The organism is Streptomyces stoeckheimensis (assembly GCF_045822005.1).
Classification (GTDB): Bacteria; Actinomycetota; Actinomycetes; order Streptomycetales; family Streptomycetaceae; genus Streptomyces; species Streptomyces stoeckheimensis.
On the sequence record NZ_CP169550.1, the window covers coordinates 1646806 to 1670901 of the forward strand.

General features: G+C 72.7%; 22 protein-coding genes. 8 read left to right on the top strand and 14 right to left on the bottom strand.

Going from position 1 to position 24096, the window contains the following annotated elements; all coding sequences use genetic code 11:
* The first annotated feature begins 86 nt into the window (after window positions 1-86).
* The gene (locus ACE1OC_RS07805; RefSeq protein WP_407836374.1) at window positions 87-680 is read left to right on the top strand and encodes a thioredoxin family protein; all 594 of its coding nucleotides are present in this window, start codon (window positions 87-89) and stop codon (window positions 678-680) included.
* A complete protein-coding gene (locus ACE1OC_RS07810; RefSeq protein ID WP_407836375.1) occupies window positions 671-1243 on the top strand; it encodes a hypothetical protein in 573 nt (190 codons plus the stop codon). Before ACE1OC_RS07805 ends, ACE1OC_RS07810 begins: the two co-directional genes overlap by 10 nt.
* Window positions 1244-1290: 47 nt before the next feature.
* Here the strand turns inward: ACE1OC_RS07810 and ACE1OC_RS07815 are convergent, their stop codons facing one another.
* Complete coding sequence (locus ACE1OC_RS07815) at window positions 1291-2685, bottom strand: NAD(P)/FAD-dependent oxidoreductase (protein WP_407836376.1); 1395 nt, start codon at window positions 2683-2685, stop codon at window positions 1291-1293.
* A 223-nt stretch (window positions 2686-2908) separates the two neighbouring features.
* Between ACE1OC_RS07815 and ACE1OC_RS07820 the strand changes: the two genes are divergently transcribed.
* Window positions 2909-3457, top strand: a complete 549-nt coding sequence (locus ACE1OC_RS07820) for an NUDIX domain-containing protein (protein ID WP_407836377.1) — start codon at window positions 2909-2911, stop codon at window positions 3455-3457.
* Here ACE1OC_RS07820 and ACE1OC_RS07825 read toward each other — a convergent pair.
* The 4 genes from ACE1OC_RS07825 to ACE1OC_RS07840 all read right to left on the bottom strand — a co-directional run bounded on the left by ACE1OC_RS07825 (window position 3423) and on the right by ACE1OC_RS07840 (window position 8752).
* Complete coding sequence (locus ACE1OC_RS07825; protein WP_407836378.1) at window positions 3423-4085, bottom strand: GOLPH3/VPS74 family protein; 663 nt, start codon at window positions 4083-4085, stop codon at window positions 3423-3425. The two genes, ACE1OC_RS07820 and ACE1OC_RS07825, sit on opposite strands and share 35 nt — an antisense overlap.
* 91 nt (window positions 4086-4176) lie before the next feature.
* Window positions 4177-6255 carry an MDR family MFS transporter gene (locus ACE1OC_RS07830; protein ID WP_407836379.1) on the bottom strand — a complete coding sequence of 693 codons (2079 nt, stop codon included), beginning with the start codon at window positions 6253-6255 and terminating at the stop codon, window positions 4177-4179.
* Window positions 6256-6349: 94 nt separating this feature from the next.
* Window positions 6350-7699: a 6-phospho-beta-glucosidase gene (locus tag ACE1OC_RS07835; protein WP_274550381.1), complete on the bottom strand. Its 1350-nt coding sequence runs from the start codon at window positions 7697-7699 to the stop codon at window positions 6350-6352.
* Window positions 7700-7762: 63 nt separating this feature from the next.
* A complete protein-coding gene (locus ACE1OC_RS07840; RefSeq protein WP_407836380.1) occupies window positions 7763-8752 on the bottom strand; it encodes a helix-turn-helix domain-containing protein in 990 nt (329 codons plus the stop codon).
* A gap of 224 nt (window positions 8753-8976) precedes the next feature.
* Between ACE1OC_RS07840 and ACE1OC_RS07845 the strand changes: the two genes are divergently transcribed.
* From ACE1OC_RS07845 to ACE1OC_RS07855, 3 genes are all read left to right on the top strand, one after another.
* Window positions 8977-9645: a helix-turn-helix domain-containing protein gene (locus tag ACE1OC_RS07845; protein WP_274550379.1), complete on the top strand. Its 669-nt coding sequence runs from the start codon at window positions 8977-8979 to the stop codon at window positions 9643-9645.
* A gap of 64 nt (window positions 9646-9709) precedes the next feature.
* Window positions 9710-10267: a toxin-antitoxin system, toxin component gene (locus ACE1OC_RS07850; RefSeq protein ID WP_407836381.1), complete on the top strand. Its 558-nt coding sequence runs from the start codon at window positions 9710-9712 to the stop codon at window positions 10265-10267.
* Window positions 10264-11448, top strand: a complete 1185-nt coding sequence (locus tag ACE1OC_RS07855) for an MAB_1171c family putative transporter (RefSeq protein ID WP_407836382.1) — start codon at window positions 10264-10266, stop codon at window positions 11446-11448. Before ACE1OC_RS07850 ends, ACE1OC_RS07855 begins: the two co-directional genes overlap by 4 nt.
* 28 nt (window positions 11449-11476) lie before the next feature.
* On the opposite strand, the gene ACE1OC_RS07860 is transcribed toward ACE1OC_RS07855, so the two are convergent.
* Together ACE1OC_RS07860 and ACE1OC_RS07865 are read right to left on the bottom strand one after the other, a co-directional pair.
* On the bottom strand, window positions 11477-12253 hold the full coding sequence (locus tag ACE1OC_RS07860; RefSeq protein WP_407836383.1) for a hypothetical protein: 777 nt from the start codon (window positions 12251-12253) through the stop codon (window positions 11477-11479).
* A 52-nt stretch (window positions 12254-12305) separates the two neighbouring features.
* Window positions 12306-12890 carry a hypothetical protein gene (locus tag ACE1OC_RS07865; RefSeq protein ID WP_407836384.1) on the bottom strand — a complete coding sequence of 195 codons (585 nt, stop codon included), beginning with the start codon at window positions 12888-12890 and terminating at the stop codon, window positions 12306-12308.
* A gap of 420 nt (window positions 12891-13310) precedes the next feature.
* Between ACE1OC_RS07865 and ACE1OC_RS07870 the strand changes: the two genes are divergently transcribed.
* Window positions 13311-14663: a M20/M25/M40 family metallo-hydrolase gene (locus ACE1OC_RS07870; protein ID WP_407841504.1), complete on the top strand. Its 1353-nt coding sequence runs from the start codon at window positions 13311-13313 to the stop codon at window positions 14661-14663.
* The gene (locus tag ACE1OC_RS07875; protein ID WP_407836385.1) at window positions 14660-16225 is read left to right on the top strand and encodes a YfcC family protein; all 1566 of its coding nucleotides are present in this window, start codon (window positions 14660-14662) and stop codon (window positions 16223-16225) included. Before ACE1OC_RS07870 ends, ACE1OC_RS07875 begins: the two co-directional genes overlap by 4 nt.
* 16 nt (window positions 16226-16241) lie before the next feature.
* Here ACE1OC_RS07875 and ACE1OC_RS07880 read toward each other — a convergent pair whose 3' ends face one another.
* The 7 genes from ACE1OC_RS07880 to ACE1OC_RS07910 form a co-directional block, all read right to left on the bottom strand.
* Window positions 16242-17327, bottom strand: a complete 1086-nt coding sequence (locus tag ACE1OC_RS07880; RefSeq protein WP_407836386.1) for a polyprenyl synthetase family protein — start codon at window positions 17325-17327, stop codon at window positions 16242-16244.
* Window positions 17324-18559 carry a 3-hydroxybenzoate 6-monooxygenase gene (locus ACE1OC_RS07885; protein WP_407836387.1) on the bottom strand — a complete coding sequence of 412 codons (1236 nt, stop codon included), beginning with the start codon at window positions 18557-18559 and terminating at the stop codon, window positions 17324-17326. Before ACE1OC_RS07885 ends, ACE1OC_RS07880 begins: the two co-directional genes overlap by 4 nt.
* Window positions 18556-20466, bottom strand: coding sequence for an anthranilate synthase family protein (locus ACE1OC_RS07890; protein ID WP_407836388.1), 1911 nt, complete (start codon window positions 20464-20466; stop codon window positions 18556-18558). Before ACE1OC_RS07890 ends, ACE1OC_RS07885 begins: the two co-directional genes overlap by 4 nt.
* Before the next feature lie 38 nt (window positions 20467-20504).
* Window positions 20505-21170, bottom strand: coding sequence for an isochorismatase family protein (locus tag ACE1OC_RS07895; RefSeq protein ID WP_407836389.1), 666 nt, complete (start codon window positions 21168-21170; stop codon window positions 20505-20507).
* Between the two features lie 132 nt (window positions 21171-21302).
* Entirely contained in the window at window positions 21303-22073 is a 771-nt protein-coding gene (locus ACE1OC_RS07900) for a 2,3-dihydro-2,3-dihydroxybenzoate dehydrogenase (RefSeq protein WP_407836390.1), read from the bottom strand.
* 8 nt (window positions 22074-22081) lie between these two features.
* Entirely contained in the window at window positions 22082-22552 is a 471-nt protein-coding gene (locus tag ACE1OC_RS07905; RefSeq protein ID WP_407836391.1) for a DUF2834 domain-containing protein, read from the bottom strand.
* A gap of 48 nt (window positions 22553-22600) precedes the next feature.
* Window positions 22601-24085, bottom strand: coding sequence for a flavin-containing monooxygenase (locus ACE1OC_RS07910; RefSeq protein ID WP_407836392.1), 1485 nt, complete (start codon window positions 24083-24085; stop codon window positions 22601-22603).
* Between the last annotated feature and the right edge of the window lie 11 nt (window positions 24086-24096).

Here is a 24096-nt window from a genome sequence, read left to right on the forward strand (position 1 = left end):
GCGAAACTACGGGCCCATCTGCTGATTTCCGCACCACAGCACCCGGTCGTCCCACGGGTTCCGCGGTGAGAACGACGAGGATTCACGTGCGACGTCCCCTCCTTCCCGTGGCACTGGCGCTGACCGCACTCGCCGTGGCGGCGCTCAGCGGGTGTGGCAGCGAGGTCTTCACCTCCCGCGGAGGCGGAGCCGGCGACGGTGCCCCGGCCGCTCCTGCCGCCGGGTCAGCCGCGCCGTCCTCGAAGCCGGGCTCACCGCAGCGGAGTGCGCAGGCGCCGCCCGCGGGACGGGGCGCAGCCGACTACGACCCCAAGGCGGATGCACGGGCCGACATAGCGGCCGCGCTCGCGGCGGCGAAGCAGGACGGCCGTCCGGTGCTCATCGACTTCGGCGCCGACTGGTGCCTGGACTGCCGCGTCCTGAGCGCCCGGTTCAAGCAGGCCGGACCCGCCGCGCAGCTGGCCAAGTACCACGTGGTGAAGGTGGACGTCGGCGAGTTCGACCGCAACCTGGACGTGGCCGAGCGCTACGTCGACCTGGGCACGAGCGGCATACCCGCGCTGGCCGTGCTGGATCCCGCCTCCGGAGACATCAAGGTGGCCACGAACCAGGGCGAGTTCTCCGGTGCCCGCAGCATGTCGGCCGCACAGGTCGAGGAGTTCCTGACCCGATGGCTGTAGCCCTCCGGCTCCGGGCCCGCCGCGCGCGGGCCGGCTGCGCGTTCGTCGCCGCCTTCGCGGCCGTACTCACCGGGTGCGCAGGCCCCGGTGAGAGCGGCAGGACCGCGAACGCCGCCCCCTTCACCTTCGGTGGAGTGGCCGTGAAGGTGCGGGCCGAGTCCCGTGACGGCAGCGTACGGATCCTCGCGGAACTGCGGCCGGAACAGCCGGGTTTCCACCTCTACGGCCTCGGTCTCCCGAACGACGGAGTCGACGGGATCGGCATACCGACCCGCATCCGTGCCGAAGGCGGCCTGGGGGCCACCGGGCCGGCGACCACCGACGCGAAGCCGCGGGTGCTGCGTCCCGCCGGTCTGGACGTCGGGCTGCCGGTCTACGAGGACGGGACCGTCACCCTCGAGCTTCCGGTCCGGCGGGTCGAAGGTGCCGACAGCGCGCGGGTGTTCCTCACGTACGGGGCGTGCAGCGAGACCGGCGGCTGCCTGCCGCCCGTGCGCGACCACGAGGTGCTCCTTCCGCTCGGCCCGCTGGATCCGGCGAGCTTGGCGAGCCCGGCGAGCTGAGGAATCCACCGACCGGCGCGCTCACCGGAGGCTCCGGGCAGCGGCCGTCAGCGCGTCGTCAGCTCCTCCCACTCCGCCCGGCTCGGGCCGGCGGTGTTCGGTGCGTAGTCGGGCCGGGCCGCCAGCCAGCGCGCCACCCGGGCCCGGATCTCCGGGTCGGCGTACGTCCGCTCCGGGGGATCGGCCAGGTGCCTGACCCTCGCGCGCGCCCGCATCACCTCCGGGTCCTCCAGCGCGCAGTCGAACAGCGCGGCCACCTCGCGGGCCGTCCCCGCGCGCCCGGCGCGGGTTGCGAACCGCTCCCCGATGGCCCCGTCCGCGACCACCTGGAAGTCGAACCACGGCTTGAGGGTGCGCACCGCCCACGCGTGGTACGCGGCGGCGAACCGCACCGATCCCGGGTCCTGGTCGGCCGTACGGGCCACCCTGCGCGCGGCCCACAAAGTGAGCGAAGTCCCCTGCCCGAGCGTCGGATTGGTATGGGTGACGGAGTCTCCGACCGGCACGAACCCGCTCACCACCGGCCCCCGCTCGTCGACCAGGGCGCTCCAGCGGTTGTCCAGCCCGCCCGTGGCCAGTACCTCGGACAGCGGCTCGGCGCCCAGTCCCAGCCAGGCCGCGCCGGGCGGGAAGGCCCGCGCGGCGGCCTCGAACACGGCCGGATCGCGCAGCGCGGACCGCGTGTCGTCCCCGGTGTGCACGAACAGCGTCACGGCGAACAGCCGGTTGTCGGCCGGGAAGACCGCGCACCCGGCGAAACTGCCGCCCGTCACCGCCCAGGGGCGCCGCGGCCCCTCCTCACGCCCCTCGGGCAGCCGGTACCAGCGGCAGAAGTAGGCGAGGCCCGTGCGGTGCCGCTCCACGACGCCCGGCCGGCAGCCGATCGCCGCCAGCCACCGTTCGGAGCCGCCGCGCCGGCCGCCCGCGTCCACGACGAGGTCGCCCGCGTAGACCCCCGCCCCCGTGGTCACTCCCGTCACCCTGACCCCGGAAGGAGCAGCCCCCTCCGCGATCAGCCCGGTCACCGGCTCCCCGTACCGCGCGACCACCCCCGGTTCGGCCCGTACGGCCGTGGCGAGCGCGCTCTCCAGCACGATCCGCCGGGCCTGGAGCATCACCAGGTCCTCGTCGCCGGGCCGCGCGGGAGGGCGTACGTCGAACCAGTCCAGCTCGTGCCGTTCCCGGGCTCCGAGCCGGAGCATCTCGGCGTGGACGTCGGGCAGTTCCTCGCGCAGCACCCCGCGCGCGGCCCCGAGCAGCACGTGCGGCTGGTTCGCCTGGGGCACCGTCGACCGGTGCCAGCCGAAGAAGTCCCGGTCGAGCGCGGTGCCGGGGGCGCGCGGATCGCGTTCGAAGAGCTCGGCCGTGTGTCCGCGGCGCGCCGCGAGCAGCGCGGTGGCCAGCCCTCCTATGCCCCCGCCGACAACCAGCACGTGCGCCATGGAGCCCCCTTGAGCCGGTCGAACCGGCGAACCGGCCGACCGGCGAGTCGACGAACCGATGCGCCGTACGACGATCGGACCGCGGGAAGCCTGCGCGGGCGGTGCCCGGCCGAAACCCCGCACGGCCGGCCGGGACGTAAGGTCACAGCCGGACCGCTCCGCACGCCGCCCCGGCCCACTGATCCACCGATCCACCGATCCACCGAACGACCGAAGGACAGTCATGAGCACAGAATCCGGCGAAGCCACCGGCCGCGCCGTCCCGCGCGCCCACGCCGTCATCGGAGTCGGCGTGATCGTGGTGGGCCACGACGGCCGGGTGCTGCTCGGCCAGGCGCACGACGGGCGCTGGGAACTGCCCGGCGGCAAGGTCGACCCCGGGGAGGCCTTCGAGCAGGCCGCCGCCCGCGAACTGGCCGAGGAGACCTCGCTGCGGGCCGCGCCCGAGGAGATCCGGATCGTGTCGATCATGCTCGCCGGTGACACGGGCTCCGGAAACGACTCCGGCCCGACCCGGCTGACGGCGGCGGCCGTCACCTCGGCCGCCGAGGGCGCCGCCACGGTCACCGAGCCCCACAAGATCGCCCGCTGGTCCTGGTTCGCCCCGGCGGAGATCCCGGCGGCCCTCTACGCCCCGTCCGCGGCGGCCCTGCGCGCGTGGCGGCCCGAGCTCGCTCCGAGCCTCCCGCACGTGCCCTCGTACGACTATCCGACGGCCATGCCGCCCCGGACAGGCCCTAGCCGAACACCGTCGCCGTCGTGGCCACGGTGATGGCGGCCATCGCCAGCCGCATGTCGCGGATCGCGGTCCGGATGCTCTCGGCCGCCCACTGCCCCTCGGCGATCTCCGCCGTGCGTGCCTTGATCTCCTTGCGCGTGGCCCCCGGGAAGGCCAGGCCGTGCAGGTCGGCGGCGTGGATCACAGTGATGAGGCTCGCGGTGCGCTCGTCCGGCTCCGCGCCCTTCTGGACCGCGGCGGCGAGCCGCTCGCGCAGTGCGCGCTCGACCGCGCCGTCGGCCTCCGGGTAGCGGCGGACCGGGAACACTCCGAGCGCCTTGCGCTGCTCCTCGACGACCACGCCGCGCGCGGTCAGCCGCTCCACCGCCGCGCCGATGGCCTTGGCCTGGTCCTTCATCAGCCATTCGCTGACCCGGCGCTGGGGCCGACCGCGCATCCAGGTCCGGATCGACTCGGCCCGGCCGTCGAGCAGTTCCTCCCCGGTGGGCGACTTGTCGACCACCTCCAGGTACTTGCCCGAGACCCGCACCCGCTCCGCGAGGACCAGTTCGAGCAGGAGGGCTCCGGCCACGGCCCAGCCCACCGCCTGCCGCTGCTTGACCGACCCGGACTCGTCGTCCAGGGACAGCAGCGTGATCTCCTCCGCCAGCGTGATCGTCATGCCCAGCTCCCCCGTCGATCGTCCGCGTTCACGTGATCAGACGTCCGAACGCGCCCGGAGGTTCCACCGGTTCCGCGATCTCCCTCCTGATCTACGGCCGCCCCGCCATCGCGCGCGGGGCGAAGTTCCCGTCCCCGAGGTCCTCCGCCAGCAGGCGCTTGGCGATCGCATCCGCCGCGGCCCGAAGCTCCGCGCTGCGCGGGCGGCCCCGGTCCTTCTCCAGCTGGTCGCCGAGCCACTTGGCCCACGCGGCCGAGATGACGCCCGCTTCCCGCTCCCCCGCCGGGGTCTGCGTGTAGAAGCCGTTCTGCCGCGTCATGTAGCCCTCGTCCACCATCCGTTCGAAGACCGGCAGCAGTACCTCCGGGGGCAGGTGCCGGCGCGAGGCGATGAGGCCCAGGCTCGCGTAGCCGACGGTGCGGGTCATCAGGTCCACCTGCATCACCGCCCACGCACCCGCCATGTCCAGCCGGGTGTCCGAGGAGTTCACGATCCCGCGCGCCGTCTCCGGCCCCATGCTCCGCACCAGCTTGCCGACCGCCAGTTCCAGCAGTTTCGCCGAGTCGCCGGAGGCCGTGGCGGGTGAGCCGAAGCCGTCTCCCATGTCCGTGGAACCGGCCCGTGCGCTGTCGCGCAGCTTGACCTGCTTGAGGAACAGCGCGACGACGAATCCGACCACCGCCACCGGCACGGTCCACAGGAACACCGTGTGCAGGGTGTCCGCGTACGCGTTGATGACCGGCCCGGCCGCCGCCGGATCCAGGCCGTGCACGCCCTGCGGGCTCTGCGCCGCGACGCCCAGCTGCCGCGGGTCCTCGCCGGTGGCGCGCGCGGCCTCCGCCACGCCCTTCGCCAGCGCGGGTTTGAGGGTGTTGGCGTAGATCGTGCCGAAGACGGCGGTCCCGAAGGCGCTGCCGAGCGTACGGAAGAAGGTGACGCCCGAGGTCGCCGTGCCGAGGTCGGCGTAGTCCACGGTGTTCTGTACGGCGATGGTCAGCACCTGCATGCACAGGCCGATGCCGGTGCCGAGGACGAACATGTACAGGGATTCCAGCCAGGCTCCGGACTCCGGTCCCATCCGCGACAGCAGGTAGAGCCCGAGGCCCATCACGGCGCAGCCGACGATCGGGAAGATCCGGTAGTGCCCGGTCTTGCTCGTGACGTTGCCGCTGAAGACCGACGCGATCAGAAGGCCGATGACCAGCGGCAGCGTCCGTACGCCCGAGACGGTGGCCGAGTCCCCGTCCACGTACTGCAGGTAGGTGGGCAGGAAGGTCATCGCGCCGAGCATCGCGAAGCCGACGACGAAGCTGAGGACGGAGCAGACCGAGAAGACGGGGTTGCGGAACAGCCGCATCGGCAGCATCGGCTGCGCGGCGCGCACCTCGACCACGCAGAACAGCGCCAGTGCCACGACTCCGCCGGCGAAGAGTCCGACGATGAGCGGCGAGCTCCAGGCGTACTCGTTCCCGCCCAGGCTCGTGGCCAGGATCAGCGCGCTCGCGCCGATCGCGACCATGGCGATGCCCAGGTAGTCGATGACCGGCTTGCCGACGGCGCGCACGGAGGGGATCGTCTTCGCGGCGGCCACCACGACCAGGATCGCGATCGGCACGTTGACGTAGAACGCCCAGCGCCAGGTCAGGTGGTCGGTGAAGAGTCCGCCGAGCAGGGGTCCGATGACCGTCGCGACGCCGAAGACGGCGCCGATCGCGCCCTGGTACTTTCCGCGTTCGCGCAGGGGGACCACGTCGGCGATGAGGGCCATCGCGGTGACCATCAGCCCGCCGGCGCCGATGCCCTGGATGCCGCGCCACACGATGAGCAGGGTCATGTTGCTCGCGAGGCCGCACAGGAACGACCCGGTGATGAAGACGATGGCGGAGACCTGGAAGACCAGTTTCCGGCCGAAGAGGTCGCCGAACTTGCCGACGAGCACGGTCGCGACCGTCTCGGTGAGCAGGTACGAGGTCACGACCCAGGACATGTGGTCGCCACCGCCGAGGTCCGCCACGATCGTGGGCAGCGCCGTGCCCACGATCGTCTGGTCCAGGGCCGCCAGCAGCACGCCGAGCATGATCGTGCCGAACACGATGTTGCGCGAGCGCCGGTCGAGGACGGGCGGTGCCGCGGCGGATGGGGCGGGGGCTGCACCTTCGGCTGTGGTCACACCTCGCACTCTCACAGCGCCCCCGCCCGGCCGCATGCGGCGCTAGCCCATCCGGGGCGGGGCGCGAGGGCCGTCGGTGCAGGTGAGCGGGGTGTCAGCGCAGGTAGCCCAGCCCCGGATGCTCCGCCGCGTAGCCGGTCACCAGCCGCCGGGCCACCCCGACGGAGTCCACCAGCGGATGCAGTGCGAAGGCCTTGACCGCGTCCGCCCGCGATCCGCTCGCCGCCGCGGCGAGGACCTCCCGCTCGGCGGCCTTGACCGAGGTCACCAGGCCCACCGCGTGCAGCGGCAGCGGATCGACGGCGACCGGGTGGGCCCCGTTGGCGTCGACCAGGCAGGGCACCTCGATGACGGCCTCGGCGTCGAGCACCGACAGGGTCCCGCGGTTGCGGACGTTCAGGATCAGGGTGGCGCGCTCGTCCCGGGCGATGGCGCGCATCAGGGCGAGGGCCACCTTCTCGTACCCGCCCGACTCCAGGTCGCTCTCCTCGCGCGCGCCGACGCCCGCGACCTCGCGGTTCTCGGACATGTACGTGGCTTCGCGCTCGGCCCTGGTCCGGTCCCAGGCGGCCAGCGCGGCCCCGGGCGCCGGATCCGGCCGCCCGGCCTCGGCGTAGAAGCCCCGCTGCTGGTCGCGCAGGAACGCCCCGCGGGTCTGCTTGGCCTCCTGGTAGGCCCGTACGGTGTCACGGTTGAAGTAGTAGTAGTGCAGGTACTCGTTCGGGATCGCACCGAGCGAGCGCAGCCACTCGGCCCCGAACAGCCGGCCCTCCTCGAAGGATTCCAGCGCCCGCGCGTCGGCCAGCAGCCGCGGGAGTTCGTCCCGGCCGCCGATCCGCAGTCCGCGCACCCAGCCCAGGTGGTTGAGGCCGACGTAGTCGATCCAGGCGTCCTCGGGCCGGGCGCCGAGCAGCCGGGCGATCCGCCGCCCGAGCCCGACGGGCGAATCGCAGATGCCGATGACCCGGTCCCCGAGCTCCTCGGCCATGGCCTCGGTGACCACCCCGGCCGGGTTGGTGAAGTTGATGACCCACGCGTCGGGGGCGGTACGGGCCACCCTGCGCGCGATCTCGCGGGCCACCGGAACCGTCCGCAGGCCGTAGGCGATGCCGCCCGCGCCCACCGTCTCCTGGCCCAGCACTCCCTCGGCCAGGGCGATCCGCTCGTCGGCGGCCCGCCCCTCCAGCCCTCCTACGCGAATGGCCGAAAACACGAAGTCGGCGCCGCGCAGGGCCTCGTCGAGATCGGTGGTGGCCGTGACGGCCGGGGCGTCCGCGATCCCGGCGGCCTGGTCCGCGAGGACCCGTGCCATGGCGCGGAGCCGGCCGGAGTCCTCGTCGTACAGGGTGACGTGCGACACCCTGCCCTCGGCGCGATCGCCGAGCAGGGCTCCGTAGACGAGCGGTACCCGGAATCCGCCTCCGCCGAGGATCGTCAGCCGCACGCCCTTACCGCCTTTCGCAGTGCTCCGGTGCCAGGTGTCGTGGCACCAGTCTCCCCCGCCGGATCAGTCCACCGGCGACGGCACGGCCCTCAGCCGCGGCGGCTGGTGCTGCTGCGCGCCCGGACCGCCCGGGAGCGGGCCCGTCGCCAGGCCCCGCGGAATGGAGAGGACCAGCGTCATCCGGGTCAGTCCCATGCCGTCGAGCATCGGGCCGGATTCCGCCACCATCCGGCAGCGCACCAGGCCCCAGCCCGGGTCCGGGTGGCGCACGCTGCGCACGGCGCCGTCCTGTTCGGCGGCCTCCGCCCCGTGGGTCGTCAGCCAGTGCGGCACTCCGTACCGGTAGGCGGCCTCCATGAACGGGTCACGGGCCACCTCCTGACGGATGCTGCGCAGCCCCTCGTCCTCGGGGGCGGCGGCCAGCGCGGTCGCGAACCGGGCCAGCAGCGGTACGCACCAGGCCGGTTCGTGGTCCTCCAGCACAGCGGCGGCGTCCGGGTGGAACAGCACGAAGCGCAGGAAGTTGTCGTCCGGCAGGGCGGTCGGATGCGGGCGCACCGACTGGAAGAGCCGGTCGAAGGCCGAGTTGGTCAGGGCCACGTCCCAGCGGTGGTCCACGAGGAAACTCGGGTAGGGCACGGCCTCCATGAGGGCCGCGTAGTCGCACAGGTAGTCGCGCTGCGCCGGATCGTCCGGCAGCCGGCTGTCCTCGGCCGCGCGCCAGGTGGGCGGCGGGTCACGATCGACCATGATCCGGAAGAGCCAGAAGCACTGCCGCTCGCTCATTTCCAGGGCTTCGGCCAAGGCGAGCAGCTTGCGGTCCGTCCACTCCTTGACCAGGCCGCGCTCCCAGTTCCCGTAGGCGCGCACGCTGATGCGCAACCGCGCCGCCAGGTCTTCCTGGCTCAGCCCGAGTTCCTCCCGGCGCTGGCGCAAAATCTCCTTGCGTCGCTCCGACCGCACGGCGCCGCGTGCGGACTCCTCGCCCGCGAGGCGCTCCCCACCGATGTGGGCGAGGCCATCGGACGGGCCCACCGCTGCGAGATGTGGCACCGAGAGCTCCCCCCTCTTCCTTACGGTCTGGATCTTCATTTCCGTGTGGCGATCCTGCTACCGACTTCATTCGAGTGTCAACTATTGTGGCAATTCCAGCCTCCTGGCAGCTCGTTCCCGCCACAGATGTGGCACGTTCTAGCCGTACGGACCGAGACCGGATAGATTCCAGAGGCCGACCACGTGCCCGTACCCCGACCTCGCGCGATCTAGGAGAACCACTGGTGACAGACGGCTTCCCGGCTCCCGTCGCGGTGGCCAACACGCTCCTGGCAGCCACCGTCACGCGTGTCGCCGAACTCGCGGGCAAGCTGGGCCGCGACCGGAACCAGGTCTTCGACCTGCGCCGCCTCTCCGAGGCCTCGGGCGTCCCGGCCGACGTGGTGCGGAGCCTGCTGGACGGCCGGCCCGCCGGCGAGCCCGATCTCCAGACCCGGTTCCTCCAGCGCCTCGACCTCCTGCGGCGCACCCGCGTCAAGCCCAACGGCCGCCGCTACACGCAGCAGGAGATCGCCGACGGCGCCGCCATGTCGCGCCAGCAGGCCGGGGCCCTGATCAACGGCGACCGGCGGCCGACCATGGAACACTGTGACGCGATCCAGCGCTTCTTCGGGGTGCACGCCGGATTCCTCACCGCCCATGACGCGGACGCGCTGACGGACGCCCTCCAGCGCACCGAGCAACAGCTGCTCCAGGACTTCGCCGGGCGCGCCAGAGAAACCGCACCCGCTCCGGCCGCTTCGGCGGGCGATCCGCTGGCAAGACTTCTCCAGAACCACGGCGTACGGGGCATCGCCTGGAGAGCCGCCCAACTGCCCAGCGACAAGCACCGGGACAAGGTGACCGAATGGCTGGACATGCTCCTCGAAAGCGTCAAACCGAACGAATCCTGACCCAGTCGAAAGTCTGGGTCTGATCCTTGAGTCCTGATCCGGATCCGCGCCGACGGGGAGAACGGTGAGCATAGGCAGAGAGCAGCGGCGGTTGTGCGGGGAGCTGGTGGCAGGCATCAACCTGACCGCGCCCGTGGAGCCCGTGGACCTCTACGCCGCCCTCTGCGAGGGCATGAGCAAGCACCGCGGCCGCCGGGTGGACTTCCGGATGGCCTCGTTCCCGCCGGGAACGGCCAGCGGCCTGTGGCTCGACATGGCGGACCGCGATCTGGTGGTCATCGAGGAACGCACCGCACCCGACCACCAACTGGTGATCCTCGGGCACGAGCTGTGGCACATGAAGGCCGGCCACTGCAGCCACCACGTCGACGGCGCCGCCGTCGCCGCCCGGCTGCTGACGGACGAGGCCGACATCGGCGAGACCGTGCGGCGCGTCGCCGCGCGCACCCGCGCCGACGTCCAGGAGGAGACCGAAGCGGAAACCTTCGGTTTACTGCTGGGCAGCCGGTGCAGGAACTGGCTCGCCGGATCGGCGAGCCACCGCGCACCGGCACAACGAGACCAACTGGCGGGCCGCATCGAGGCATCGCTCGGATACCGGGGGCACAGGAACGACCGTTGAACGGCAAGGACTACTACATACCGGCCGCGGCCCTGGCGATCGCACTCGCCTTCAAGCTGCCGGCGCTACGGCACAACTGGCGTGAGCCGCTGCTGCGATCGGTCTGCGCCCTGCTCACCCTGGCCGGCGCGGTCTTCACCTTCGCCGCCCCGCCCACCATCGAGGCGGTCAACCGCTGGACCGGCATCACCAACTTCTCGGCCCCGCTCGTCTACTGCCTGATCAGCGCTTTCAGCGCGTCGTGCCTGGTCCTCATCGTCAACTGGCGTGGCGGCCCGCCGGAGCAGACCCGGCGCATCTCCCGCCGGTGGATCCTGGGCTACGCCACGGTCATCGTGATCCTGATGACGCTCTTCCTCCTCGGCGACGCACCGGTCGAGCGACTGCGCGACTTCGACACCTTCTACGCCAACACCCCGTACATGGGGCAGATGATCGGCCTCTACCTGCTCGCGCACAACGTGGCCGCCTTCGTCATGGTCGCGATGTGCTGGCGCTGGTCCCTCCAGGTGCGCGGCTGGCTCCGGACCGGCCTGATGATCATCGTCGTCGGCTACATCCTGAACCTCAGCTACGACGCCGCCAAGATGAGCGCCGTCGTCGGGCGCTGGGTCGGGCTCGGCCCCCGGCTCGACGACCTGAGCACCTTCGTCGCCCCGCCGCTCGCCGCCGCGGGTGCGCTCATCAGTGCCATCGGCTTCGTCCTGCCGTTGCTCTGCCAGCGTCTCTCGGACAGCTGGCAGCACTGGTCCACGTACCGCCGGCTCGGCCCGCTGTGGCACGAGGTGCGCATCTCCGCGCCCGATACCCCCGTCGGGGTCCAGATGTCCTGGTGGTCGGCCGCCGACATCCGCGTGATCCAGCGCGAGTCGGACATCCACGACGGCTTCCTGCACCTCGGCCCGTACTTCGACCGGTCCCACCGGGACGACGCCCTCGCGCGGGCCTACGCCGCCGGCGCCGACGAGGACACCGCGCGGGCCGTCGCCGACGCGGCCATGGTCGCGGCCGCCGTGCGCGCCCGGGCGGCCGACCCCGAGGGGCGGGTCATCGGGGCCAGCGACGAGGGGGCCCCGCCGCCCGCCGACGGTCCCCGCGACCTCGTGCGGATCTCGCACGCGCTGCGCAACTCCCGCGTGGTGGCCGAATGCCGACGGCAGTCGTCCCTGTCGGGGCGCTGAGCCGAGTCCGGGTCGGCCGGGCTGCCGATCAGCTCCCGGCGGCCAGGGCCAGCGACGGGAACAGGTCCTGGAACGGCGCCGCCGAGTCGATCCCGTCCCGGCCGAAGGGCGCGTCGAAGCTCCACACCATGAACAGCAGGAACACGATCAGCGCGCTGAACAGCCCCGCCAGCAGCAGCTCCCGCCCCGAACGCCGGATCTGCAGGGTGAAGATCAGCCCGACGGTGACCAGTCCGCCCGCGACCAGCCCCAGCCAGACCACCCCCGGCAGGGTGGACTCGTCGCTCTGCGTCCGCTCGTGGCGGGCGTCGTCGGCGGCCGCGATGTGGTCCAGCAGCGGCTGGTAGGCCTGGGCCTGCAGCTCGTTGCCCGGGCTCTGGTGGGTGACGTCGCTGCGCAGCTTGCCGAGCAGTTCGCCGCCCTCCGCGGACACCGGGGCCCCGGAGGTCAGCCGCGGCCAGTCCACACTGACGGTGTGGGACACGTACGCGTCGACCTCGCCGCGGATCCGGTCGCGCACGGCGGCCGGGTAGACGTCGGCCCGCTGGGTGACCTCGTACAGGGACTGGGCCTCGCGGCGCACGCTGTCCTCGGCGGCGCCGCGCGCCTCCCAGACGCCCGCGATGGCCAGGCCGAGCACGATCGCGTAGACCACGCCGACCATCATCACCATGTACTCGAGGACGTCGGGGGTTTCGCTGGTGTCCTCGTCGTCGGCGACCCGGCGGTGCCGGATCGCGGTGAAGGCGAGGACGAGGGCGCAGACGAGCGCCATGGCGATGGCCAGGACCAGCCATTCGGACACGAGGGTTCTCCGTAGGTCGAGATGAGCGGACTGAACGTGGGGCGCGGCGCGGCTAGCCGCGGCTCCTGGAACGGGGCCGCAGCGCGACGGCGGCGAGGACCGCCGGGGTCGTGACGACGACCATGAGCATCAGGGTGGACATGCCGTCCGGGCCGCGCCGCGCCAGGGCCGCGGAGTGGTACGGGCGCACGTGGAAGCGCCCCGCCGCCCCGGCCCCCGCTGCGCCCCGGTGCGGGGCCACCGCTCCGCCCGGAGCGGCCTGCGCGACCCCGGCCTCCTCCACCGCGGCCGCCCGCGGCTGCGCCGCCGAAGGCCTTGCCTGCGCCGTCGGCCCGGGCCCCGGGCCGGGCTCCGCCGCCACGCCGGCCGGCGCGGGGGCGAGCGGCCCCCGCCCCGGGTGGCGCACCGTCGGCGCGGCCGGGCCGGGCAGCAGCACACGGGCGGTCGGCCGGACGGCCGGAGCCGAGGGCGGCAGGAGCAGCGGCGGCACGGACGGCCTCGGCCGCGACCCGGCGGGAACACACAGGTCGACCCGGGCGCCGCGCCCGTGGCCGTCTCCGGCGACCGCCACGTGACCGTGCAGCGGGCAGAGCGCCGCCACCAGGCCGGCCCCGGCGAAGTACTGCCAAGCGGTCACCGCGCGTTCTCCCGATTCCGCAGCAGGGATGAGGACTACGCCTGAAGAAACGATCACGGCGGTGCTTCGATACGCGGCAGACAGGTCAAGATCGGCCCTCGGCAGCCCACTTCGGGCCACGGCGGGTCCGGCCGGCCCCCGGCCCGTCCCGGTCCCGCACCGTTCCCGCACCGTTCCCGCACCGTTCCCGCACCGGCAGGCATGCCCCCGCTCACCACCCCGGCGCGCCCTCGCGCGCCCCCGCGCCCGCGGCCGGGCTTCACCCGTCCGGACCACTCCGTCACGGCGCGGCCCGCTCTCCCCGCCGATGATCGGAGAACCCGATCCCGCAGCTCAGCGGGGTGGCCCCGGAGAGCACAGGGACGGTGGCAGGTGGACGCGGACGGCTCGCAGACCCTCGAAGCACAGGTCGACGCCCTGATGGACGGCCTGCGGGCCGACTTGGAACGGCTCGCGTCGATCCCCTCGGTCGCCTTCCCCGGCTACCCTCCGGAGCCCGTCGAGGAGGCGCACGACCTGCTCGTCTCCCTGCTGCGCGAGGCAGGCGTCCCCACCATCGAGCGGATCGACCTCGCGGACACCGCCCCGGTCGTCTACGGGGAGATCCCGCCCCCGCACCCGGACGCCCCGACCGTCCTGCTGTACGGGCACTACGACGTCCAGCCCGCCGGCAATCCGACCCTCTGGCTCTCCCCGCCCTTCGAACCCACCCCCGTCCCCGGCGTCCCCGGCGCCCTGCGGGCGCGCGGCATCGCCGACGACAAGTCGAACGTGATCGCGCACCTGGGCATGCTCCGGGTCTACGGCGGCCGGCCGCCCGTCGGGATCAAGCTGGTGATCGAGGGACAGGAGGAGTACGGCAGCCCCTTCGACGACTATCCGCCCACCGATCCGGAGCGGTTCGCCTGCGACGCGATGGTCATCGCCGACCTCGGCAACCTGCGGCCCGGCACCCCGACCCTGACCACCGGTCTGCGCGGGGCCTGCGAGGTCATGGTGGAGGTGCGCACCCTCGCGGAGGCTCGGCACAGCGGGGAGTTCGGCGGAGCCGCTCCCGACGCCCTGCTGGTCCTGCTCCGGGCGCTGGCCACCCTGCACGACGAGCACGGCGACGTGGCGGTGCCCGGGCTGCGCCGCGATCCCTGGGAGGGAGCGACGTACACCGAGGAGGAGTTCCGCCGGCTGGCCTCCGTACGGGACGGGCTGCCGCTGATCGGCACCGGATCGCTCGGCGAGCGGCTCTGGAGCGGGCCCGCCGTCACCGTCATCGGGCTGGACGCCCCGGACGTGGCGGGCGCCGCCTCCGCCGTGGTCCCGTACGCGCGGGCCAAGCTGAACCTGCGCTTCCATCCGCTCCAGGACGCGAAGGAGGCCCGGGGCGCGCTCGTGAAGCACCTGCGCGCGCAGCGCCCCTTCGGCATCCCGCTCACCGTCACCCCGGGCGACACCGGCCCCGGCTTCGAGGCGCGGACGGGCGGGCCGGCGTACCGGGCGGCGCTGACCGCGCTGAAGGAGGCCTGGGGCACGGAGGCCTCGTACGTGGCCACGGGCGGCTCCATCCCGCTGGTGAACGGCCTCGCGAGGGCGGCTCCGGGCGCGGAGGTGCTGCTGTTCGGCGCGCAGGACAGCATGTGCAACCTGCACGCGCCGAACGAGCGGGTGCTGCTGTCGGAGGTGCGCAACACGGTGGTGGCGATGGCCGCCTTCGTCCGGGAGTACGCGGCGGACTTCCGTGCGCGACAAGCCCCGTCGTCCCCGGGAGGCCGGCAGTGACCACGACACCTCCGCCCCCGGCCCCGCCCCAGATCCCGACCGTGCAGACTCCGCCGGAGGAGCCGGCGCCCGGGCGGAAGTTCTCCTTCCCCAGCGCCCTGACCATCCTGGCCATCGTCACCGTCGCGATCTGGCTGCTGGCCTTCCTCGTCCCGGCCGGCCAGTACGACCGCAACGACAGCGGCGCGCCCGTCTCCGGCACCTACCACCGGGTCGACGGCACCCAGAGCTTCACCGATCGCCTGAACGACCTGTTCCTCTCCCCCGTCAACGGGCTCTACGGCCTCCAGGACCCCAAGACCGGCGAGGTCGGGCCCACTTTCAGCGGTGATCTGTACGGCAGCGCGGGCGTGTTCCTCTTCGTGCTCGCGATCGGCGCCTTCATCACCGTCGTGTTCGCCACCGGAGCCCTCGACCGCGGCATCGCCCGCCTCGCCCACCGGCTGCGCGACCGCGGGGCGCTGCTGATCGCCGCCGTGATGGTGGTCTTCTCGATCCTGGGCACCGTGGAGGGCTTCGCCGAGGAGACCCTCGGTTTCTACGGTCTGCTGGTGCCGATGATGCTGGCCCTCGGCTACGACCGGCTGGTCGCGGTCGGCGCGAGCATCCTCGGCGCGGGCGTCGGCGTGCTCTGCTCGACGGTGAACCCGTTCGCGACCGGCGTGGCCTCCTCGGCGGCCGACATCTCGCTCGGCGACGGGATCGGGCTGCGCTTCCTCATGTGGATCGTGCTGACCACCGTGACCGTGCTCTACGTGATCCGGTACGCGCGGCGGGTCCAGAAGGACCCCTCCAAGTCGATCTGCGGGTTCCTGCCCGGGGACCGGGAGCAGAAGGCCACCGGCGCCGAATACCCCGAGGGCGCAGAACCGGAGCTGACCCGGCTGCACAAGACGGTGCTGGTCCTGCTGGTCCTCGTCTTCGCCTTCATGATCTTCTCGGTGGTGCCCTGGTCGAGCGCGCTCACCGGTAAGGCGGACGCGGCCCCGTACGCCTGGGAACTGGACTGGTCCTTCGCCCAGTTGGCGGCGCTGTTCATCTGTGCGGCCGTGCTGATCGGCCTGGTCGCCCGGATGGGCGAGGCCAAGCTCAGCTCCACGATCATCCAGGGCGCCGCCGACTTCATCTCGCCCGCCCTGGTCATCATGCTGGCGCGCGGGGTCACGGTCATCATGAACAACTCGCAGATCACCGACACCGTGCTGCACTCCATCGAGGGCGTGGTGAAGGGGACTTCGTCCGGGATCTTCGCGATCATCGTCTTCCTCGTGAACCTCCCGCTCGCCTTCCTGATCCCCTCCACCTCCGGGCACGCCACGCTCACCATGCCGATCCTGGCCCCGCTCGCCGACTTCGCGGGCGTCTCCCGCGCGCTGATGGTGACGGCCTGGCAGTCGGCGAGCGGCTGGATGAACCTCTGGGTTCCCACCACCGCCGTCACCATCGGCGGTGTCGCGCTGGCCAAGGTCGGCTACGACAAGTACCTGCGGTTCGTCTGGCCGTTGCTCGGCATCCTCTTCGTGCTGATCTGCGGGTTCCTGGCCCTGGGTGCCGCGATGTGACGGGGCCGGTGACGGCTCAGCGCCGCCGGACGACGACGAAGTCGGCCAGAGCGGTGAGCTGTTCGCGGACCTCTTCGGGCAGGTGGATCTCGTCGAGGGCGGCGAGGGCGGCGTCGTACTGCCGCCTCGCCTCGGCGGCGGTCCAAGCGCGGCCCCCGGCCTCCTCGATCAGGGCGGCCCGGAGCGCGAACTCCGCCTCGCCGAAGACCTCGTCCGGCGCGCCTCCGGCGGCCCCGGCGTACGCGGCGTCGGCGGCGAGCAGCGCGGCGAGGCGCTCCGCGGCCGGTCCGCCGGCTTCGAGCGCCGCGCACACCGGCAGCGACTTCTTGCGCTGCTTGAGATCGCTCCACGCCTGCTTGCCGGTCTGCTCCGGGGTGCCCCAGATGCCGAGCAGGTCGTCGACGGCCTGGAAGGCGAGGCCGAGGTGGTACCCGTAGCGCTCCAGGGCGTCGGCGGTCGCGTCGTCGGCGCCGCCGAGCACGGCGCCTATGGAGATGGCGCAGGCGAGCAGCGCGCCCGTCTTGTTGCCCTCCATCTCCAGGCATTCGGCCACGGTCGCCCGGTCGCGCTGCTCGAAGGACATGTCCTGGGCCTGCCCGTCGATCAGCTTGCGGGTCGCGGTGTTCAGCCGGCGGGTGGCGCGGGTCGCGTCGACGGTGCCCAGCTCCAGCAGCACCTCACCGGCCAGCGCCAACAGCGCGTCCCCGACCAGGATCGCCTGGGCCGGGCCGTGCACCTTCCAGACCGTGTCGCGGTGGCGGCGCTGCTCGTCGCCGTCCATGAAGTCGTCGTGCAGCAGCGAGAAGTTGTGCACGAGCTCGACCGCGACCGCCCCGGTCACTCCCGCTTCGGGCGGGGCGCCGGCGGCTTCGGCGGAGATCAGGGCGAGGGCGGACCGGAGGGCTTTGCCGCCGTCTCCGTCCGACGGGTTGCCCGCGGCGTCGATCCAGCCGAAGTGGTAGGCGGCGATGGTGTCCATGGGCGCTGCCAGCCGTTCGACGGCCTTGCGCAGCACGGGCGCGGACAGGGTGCGCCCCCGCTCCAGCAGGCCGAGCACGTCGACGGCGCCGCGGATCCTCGGCTTCACGTCCAGACGGTTCATGCTGTCTCCTCCCAGAAGGGCCGGGCGCCGTGCAGCCAGGCCATGTGCGCGTACAGGTCGTCCTCGCTCTGGGACCGCAGCATCGCGTTGCGCGCGCGGGCGGCCTCGCCGGCGGGGTGGTAGAGCCGTTCTCCCATCTCCCTGGCCAGGAGCTGGGTACGTGCGGTGCGTTCGCGGCGTTCGGCGTTGTACTTCTCCAGGCGCGCGGGCACGTCGCCGGCGGTGGCGTCGCCGAGGAGCTCTCCCAGCACCACGGCGTCCTCCAGGCTCTGGCACGCGCCCTGGGCGGCGTACTGGAGCATCGGGTGGGCCGCGTCGCCCAGCAGGGTCACCCGCCCGTCGGTCCAGACGTCCACGGGATCGCGGTCGCAGAGCACCCACTCGCGCCATTCCTCGCCCAGGTGGAGGAGCCGGCGGGCCGGACCGCGCAGTTCCCGGAAGCGCTCGTGGACGAGGTCCCGGGGGGCGGGCCGTCCCGCCACGGGCTCGCGGGCGCCGTCGTCCAGGGTCGCGGCGAGGTTGAGGTACTTCCCGCCCCCGATGACGTAGTGGACGAAGTGCCATCGGGGGCCGGCCCACAGCGTCACGGCGTTCCACCGCAGTTCCTCGGGAACCTTCCCGATCGGTATCACCGAGCGGTAGATGGTGTGCCCGCAGACCCGGGGGGCTCCGTCGCCGACGAGCTGGGCGCGGACGGCCGAGCGGATGCCGTCGGCTCCGACCAGCAGATCGCCGGTGAAGGTCCGGCCGTCGGCCGTGGACACGGCGACTCCGGACGGCTGCTGGGCGTACGAGCGCACGGCGGCGCCGGTCACCAGCTCGATGCCGTCGGCCGCGCGGCACGCGGAGAGCAGCGGCTCGTAGAGGTCGGCGCGGTGCACCACCGCGTAGGGGCCCGCGAACCTGCGGCGGTAGCGCTCGGTGAGGGGCGCCGTGACCACGGTCTCGCCGGTGACCCCGTCCATGAAGCGGAGTTCGGCGACGAACACCGCCCGCTCGCGCACCGCCCGGCCCACGCCCAGCCGGTCCAGGGCGTGGAAGGCGTTGGGGGCGAGCTGGATGCCCGCGCCGATCTCGGCGAAGGCGTCCGCGCGCTCCAGGACCGTGACCCGGTGTCCCCTCCGTGCGAGGGAGAGGGCGGCGGCGAGTCCGCCTATGCCCCCGCCGGCGACGAGTGCGTGCGTCGCGGTCCCGCTCGTGGCCGTCGGGTTCGGGTTCGGATGCGCGTTCACGGGCGCAGCACCCCGGTGAGCAGCGCACCGAGGATCCGCCGGCCTTCCCGGGTCAGGACGGACTCCGCGTGGAACTGTACGGAGGCGAAGTGGCGGCCCTCCAGGGCGTGCACCTCTCCGGTGTCGCGGTCCCGGCTCACCGTCACCCGGCCGTGGTCGGGATGATCGAGGACGTCGGCCTCGGCCCGGGCGGCGAAGGTGTTGTAGAAGCCCACCCGTTCGCGCCCTCCCAGCAGGTCGATCTCGCGCTGCACCCCCTGGTTCGGGGCCTCGCGGCGGACCAGGCCGAGACCGAGGAACCCGCTCAGCACCTGGTGGCTCAGGCACACCCCGAGGAAGGGCTGCTCCCGCGCGAGCAGCCGGGAGACCTCGGCCCTGAGGTGGGCGATCTTCGGATGCGCGAGGTCGCCGGGGTCGCCCGGACCGGGGCCCAGGACCACCAGGTCGTGCGCCGCGGTGTCGTACGGCTCGTCGAACCGCCGTACGGTGACCTCCGCGCCGAGGGAGCGGATCAGCTGGGCGAGCATCGCCGTGAAGGTGTCCTCGGCGTCCACCACCAGGACCCGGCGCCCCGCCAGTTCGGCAGTGGCCCCGTTCCTGCCGCCCGGGTCGTCCAGCCAGAACCCGGCGACGCTCTCGTTGCGCAGGGCGAGCGCGGCACGGACCTCCGGATGGGCGGCGAAGCGGCTGGGGGCGGGTCCCGCCAGGGCCGCGAGCAGCCCGGCGGCCTTGGCCCGGGTCTCGCGCGCCTCGGCTTCGGGATCGGAGTGGCGCACCAGCGTGGCGCCGACGCCGATGCGCAGCCGGCCGTCCACGGCGATGTCGGCCGTCCGGATGAGGATGGCGGAGTCGAGGCTCCGGGCGCCGGAGGGGTCCCTCCCGATGAGCGCGGCGACGCCGCTGTAGTAGCCGCGTCCGGTGCTCTCGTGGCGGCTTATGACCCGGGCGGCGTTCTCCAGTGGGGCACCGGTCACCGTGGGCGCGAACAGGGTCTCCCGGAGGACGTCGCGGACGTCCAGGTCGGTGCTGCCCTCGATGAGGTACTCGGTGTGCGCGAGCCGGGTCATCTCCTTGAGGTACGGGCCGATGAGCCGCCCGCCGGACCGGCAGAGCCGGGACATCATCTTCAGCTCCTCGTCGACCACCATGTACAGCTCGTCGGCTTCCTTCCGGTCCGTCAGGAAGGACAGGACGCCGTCGAGCGTGGGGCCGCCCGGGGGGTAGCAGTAGGTGCCGCTGATGGGGTTCATGACCGCGGTGCCGCCCCGGACGCTGATGTGGCGCTCGGGGGTGGCGCCGATGAGCATCCGGTCGCCGGTGTGCACGAGGAAGGTCCAGTAGGCTCCTTCCTCCCGTTCGAGGAGGCGGCGGAAGAAGGACAGGGCGCCGACGACCGAGCAGTCCGGCAGCCGGGCCGTGAACGTCCGCTTGATGACGAAGTTCGCGCCTTCGCCGGTGCCGATCTCGTCGGCGACCACCCGGCGCACCATGTCCGCGTACGCCTCGTCCGAGAGGTCGAACTCCTCGGATTCGACCTTGACGGGGTCGTCGGGCAGCCGGCGCAGGGCCGCGGCGAGCGGGAGGTCCTGCCGTTCGGTGACGGTCAGCGCGATGAGCGGCTCGCCGTCGTCGAGGGCGGCGAACCCGCGCTCGGTGATCTGCCGGTACGGCACCAGGGCGAGCACCTCGCCCCCGCCGGCCGGGGCCGCGGAATCCCCCGCGGGAGTCCCGGGGTCCGTGAGCGGGAGGTCCGCCAGGGTGGCGCAGGCGGCCGTGTCGCCCAGCAGCACTTCCAGGGTGCCCGGGGCCGTGGTTTCCGGGCGGTACAACAGGGCGAAGGCTCCCGCGGAGCCGTCCAGGACCCGGGCGAGGAGGTCCGGGGCCGCGGCGGCGGTCGGCCCGGCCATGGCGGCATCCGTACCGGCCGCGGGCCTGCCCGTCCCGGTCACCGCCGGTCCCCCGCCGGTACGGCGCCGGCCAGCGCCTCGCACACGGAGGCCGTGGTGACGACGGCCGCGCACCGCTCGGCCGCGTACTCCAGCGCGAGCCGGTGGTAGGAGGCGGAGAAGTCGGCGACGGCGTCGCCCACGAGGAACGGCTGGATGTCGCGGGTGAAGGCGTCCACCGCCGTCATCAGAACCCCCACGTGCGCGTAGACCCCGCAGATGACGAGCTGGTCGCGGCCTTCGGTCCGCATCCGTTCCAGCAGCCCGGAGTTGAAGAAGGCGCTGTAGCGCCATTTGGTGAACACCCAGTCGTCCGGGGCCGGTTCGAGGCCCGCGACGACGAGGCGGTGTTCCGGGGAGGTGCGCATCCCGGGGCCCCAGAAGTCCGCGAGCAGACCGCGCTCGGCGGGGGTCATCCCGCCGGGCTGCGCCGTGTAGGCGACGGGGATGCCGAGTTCGGCGCAGCGCCGGCGCAGCAGGGTCGCGTTGCTCACCAGGGGGTCCCGGGGGGAGGTTCCGCGCGGGAACGGCCGGAGGAAGTACTCCTGCATGTCGTGGACGAGCAGCACGGCGCGCCGCGGGTCCACCCGCCAGCCGACCGCCGCGGGAGGGAACTCACCGGGCAGGGGCATCGGGTAGGGATCGATGGAAGGGAGGCCTGCCATGCGGTGGTCGGTCCTTTCGGGATGCGGTCGGTGGACGGAGCGGACCCGGGCGCGCGCGTGGACGTGGGGCCGCGCCCGGGGCGGAGCGGGTGTACGGCGGGGCGGGGGGGGGGAGGGGCGCGGGCCGCCCGGCTACACCCCGAGGGTGGCCCCGCCGTCGACGGTCAGGCCCTGCAGGGTGATGTGCCCGGCCTCGTCCGACAGCAGAAAGCGGATGGCGTGGGCGACGTCCTCCGGGCTCGCCACCTTCCCCAGCGGTATGCCGGTCCGGTAGGCGTCCGGGTTTCCCGCCACGGAGGCGGTGACCGCGCTGCCGTCGGCGTGCATGCCGTGCAGCATGTGGGTGTCCGTCGAACCGGGGGTGACCACGTTGCAGCGGACGCCGTACCGGGCGACCTCCAGGCCCATGCACTTGGTGAAGGCGATCGCCGCCGCCTTCGACGCGGCGTAGGCGGCCATGTGCGAGCGGGCGGTGCCCGCGGCGTTCGACGCGACGGTGACGATCGAGCCCCTGCGGCGCGCCACCATGCGGCTGACCACCGCGCGGGACACGAAGAAGACCCCGTTCGCGTTGACCGCGAAGGTGAGGTACCACTCCTGGTCGCTGAGGTCCGTGACCTCGCCGAGGCGGAGCACGCCGGCGGCGTTCACCAGGTAGTCGATGGGCCCCAGTTGCTCCTCCACCGCGTCGATCACGGCTTCGACGTCGGCGCTCGAGGTCACGTCGGCCGGGTGGCCCCGTACGGGCAGGCCTTCGGCGGCGAGCTTCTCGACCGTTTCCCAGAGCTGCCCGTTGTCCAGGTCCACGGCGGCCACCACCGTGCCCTGCTCGGCGAGCAGCCGGACCACGGCCGAACCGATGCCGCCGGCCGCTCCGGTCACCAGGGCGACTTTGCGGGCCATTCCGTCGCTCATTGCGAGGCCGTCGCCGACAGCGGCCGCAGGGCGGACGGCTCGGCGAACTCTTCGACCGCGAGGGCCCGTTCGCCTCCGGCGTGCGCCTCCTCGGCTTCGCGCAGGGCCGCGATCTTCAACTGGCGGACGAGCATGAAGAGTCCGTAGGTCACGATCAGGGCGATGGCCGGGGCCCCGACGATGTACGCCCACACGTGCCGGATGCCGAACCGCCGGCTCTCCACGATCATGTACGCGCCGACGGCCGCCCAGGTGAGCACCAGGTCCATGTACACGAACTGGGTCGCGAGGTTGGTCGTCGAGTCACGGAGGAAGTTCTCCACGACCCCCAGCGCACCGGCGTCGGCGTTCTGCACGACGAACGCGACGGCCATCCACCCCATGATGATCAGACCGATCAGGGCGGACGTCCCGTACAGGACGCACAGTGCGCGGTCCCTCCCGCGCACCTCGCTCAAACGCGTCACAACTGCCTCCCAGGCATGGGTTCCTCCTGCGGCCGGGCGGCCGCGGGATCATCGTTCGTAGCTGTAGTCGTCCAGGTCGAAGTGGCGGGCCCGCCAGGCCGCTTCGTAGGTGGAGGCGGGGCGGACGGCCGGTGCGTCCCCGTGCTCGTCGAGGTAGTAGCTGTGGGTGCCCCGGCAACTCGGGTCGAGGAAGACCGTGTTGCGCATGCGGCGCAGGTTCCTGCGGAAGGACCGGTCGTGCTTCTCCGGGCGGACGACCGCTTCCGTGGCCCGGCGTCGCCGGGCTTCGCCGATCACCCGCAGGGCGTGGGTCACCTGGTAATCGATCATTCCGAACCAGGACCCGCCGGTGAAGGAATAGGGGCCGACGATGAACCACAGGTTCGGGTAGCCCTTGATCGACGTGCCCTCGTACGTCTGGAACCGCTCGGTCTTCCAGAACTCCTTGAGGTCGCGGCCCCCTTGGCCGCGCATCGGGAACGGGGGCAGGTTGTCGAGCACGTGGAATCCGGTGGCCAGGATCAGCACGTCGAGGTCCTGTTCCTCGCCGTCCGCGGTGCGGATGCCGGACGGGGTGATCTCCTCGATGGGCTCGGTGACGAGCTCGACGTGGTCGCGGGTGAAGGTGCGCCAGTAGCCCTTGCTCAGCGACGGCCGCTTGCAGCCCACCCGGTAGGAGGGCGTCAGCTTGCGCATCAGCGTGCGGTCGCCCTTGACCTGACGCCGCAGGTAGAGCTTGGACGCCGCCTCCCCGGCCTTCGCCAGGAAGGGGAAGCGCCGGTAGTGGACCATGGCGATCACGAAGCTGAGCTCGGTCACGACGTCGGTGAGCAGCCGGATCGTCCGCTGCGTCGCGGGAACCCTGCGGAAGAGCCGGCGGACGGACTCCGGTACCGCGAAGTCCGGCTTCGGGAGCAGCCAGGTGGGGGTCCGCTGGTAGACGTGCAGCCGCTCCGTCCGCTCGGCGATCTCCGGGACGATCTGGACCGCGGAGGCCCCGGTGCCGATGACTCCCACCCGCTTGCCGTCCAGGTCCAGGGACCGGTCCCACTGCGCCGTGTGCACGAGGTCGCCCTTGAACGTGTCGAGGCCGGCGATGGCGGGCGTCTTGGGCTTGGTGAGCCACCCGGTGGCGCAGATGACGAAGCGGGCCGTCAGCGCGGTGCCGTCCCCGAGGACCACCGTCCACACGTGCGCCGATTCGCTGTAGGAGGCGCGCTTGACCCGGGAGTTGAAGCGCAGGTGGGGCCGCAGGGCGTACGCGTCGATGCAGTGGTCGGCGTACGCCTTGAGCTCCTCCCCCGGGGGGAAGACCCGGGACCAGGACGCGAAGGGTTCGGCGGCGAAGGAGTAGGAGAAGGCGGAGATGTCCACGGCGACGCCCGGGTACGTGTTGGCGTACCAGCTGCCGCCCACGTCGTCCCGCTCCTCCAGGATGACGAAGTCGTCGATGCCCGCCCGGCGCAGGCCGAGCGCGGCTCCGATGCCGGAGAACCCCGCGCCGATGACGAGGACTTCGTGGTCGGGAGTCATCGTTCCCCTCG

Excerpts from the sequence above, each read along its gene's own strand:
- ACE1OC_RS07820 (WP_407836377.1), top strand. The coding sequence starts at position 2,909 with ATGAGCACAGAATCCGGCGAAGCCACCGGCCGCGCCGTCCCGCGCGCC.
- ACE1OC_RS07815 (WP_407836376.1), bottom strand. The coding sequence starts at position 2,685 with ATGGCGCACGTGCTGGTTGTCGGCGGGGGCATAGGAGGGCTGGCCACC.
- ACE1OC_RS07810 (WP_407836375.1), top strand. The coding sequence starts at position 671 with ATGGCTGTAGCCCTCCGGCTCCGGGCCCGCCGCGCGCGGGCCGGCTGC.
- ACE1OC_RS07880 (WP_407836386.1), bottom strand. The coding sequence starts at position 17,327 with ATGAACCGTCTGGACGTGAAGCCGAGGATCCGCGGCGCCGTCGACGTG.
- ACE1OC_RS07870 (WP_407841504.1), top strand. The coding sequence starts at position 13,311 with ATGGACGGCCTGCGGGCCGACTTGGAACGGCTCGCGTCGATCCCCTCG.
- ACE1OC_RS07910 (WP_407836392.1), bottom strand. The coding sequence starts at position 24,085 with ATGACTCCCGACCACGAAGTCCTCGTCATCGGCGCGGGGTTCTCCGGC.
- ACE1OC_RS07825 (WP_407836378.1), bottom strand. The coding sequence starts at position 4,085 with ATGACGATCACGCTGGCGGAGGAGATCACGCTGCTGTCCCTGGACGAC.
- ACE1OC_RS07890 (WP_407836388.1), bottom strand. The coding sequence starts at position 20,466 with ATGGCCGGGCCGACCGCCGCCGCGGCCCCGGACCTCCTCGCCCGGGTC.
- ACE1OC_RS07900 (WP_407836390.1), bottom strand. The coding sequence starts at position 22,073 with ATGGCCCGCAAAGTCGCCCTGGTGACCGGAGCGGCCGGCGGCATCGGT.
- ACE1OC_RS07895 (WP_407836389.1), bottom strand. The coding sequence starts at position 21,170 with ATGGCAGGCCTCCCTTCCATCGATCCCTACCCGATGCCCCTGCCCGGT.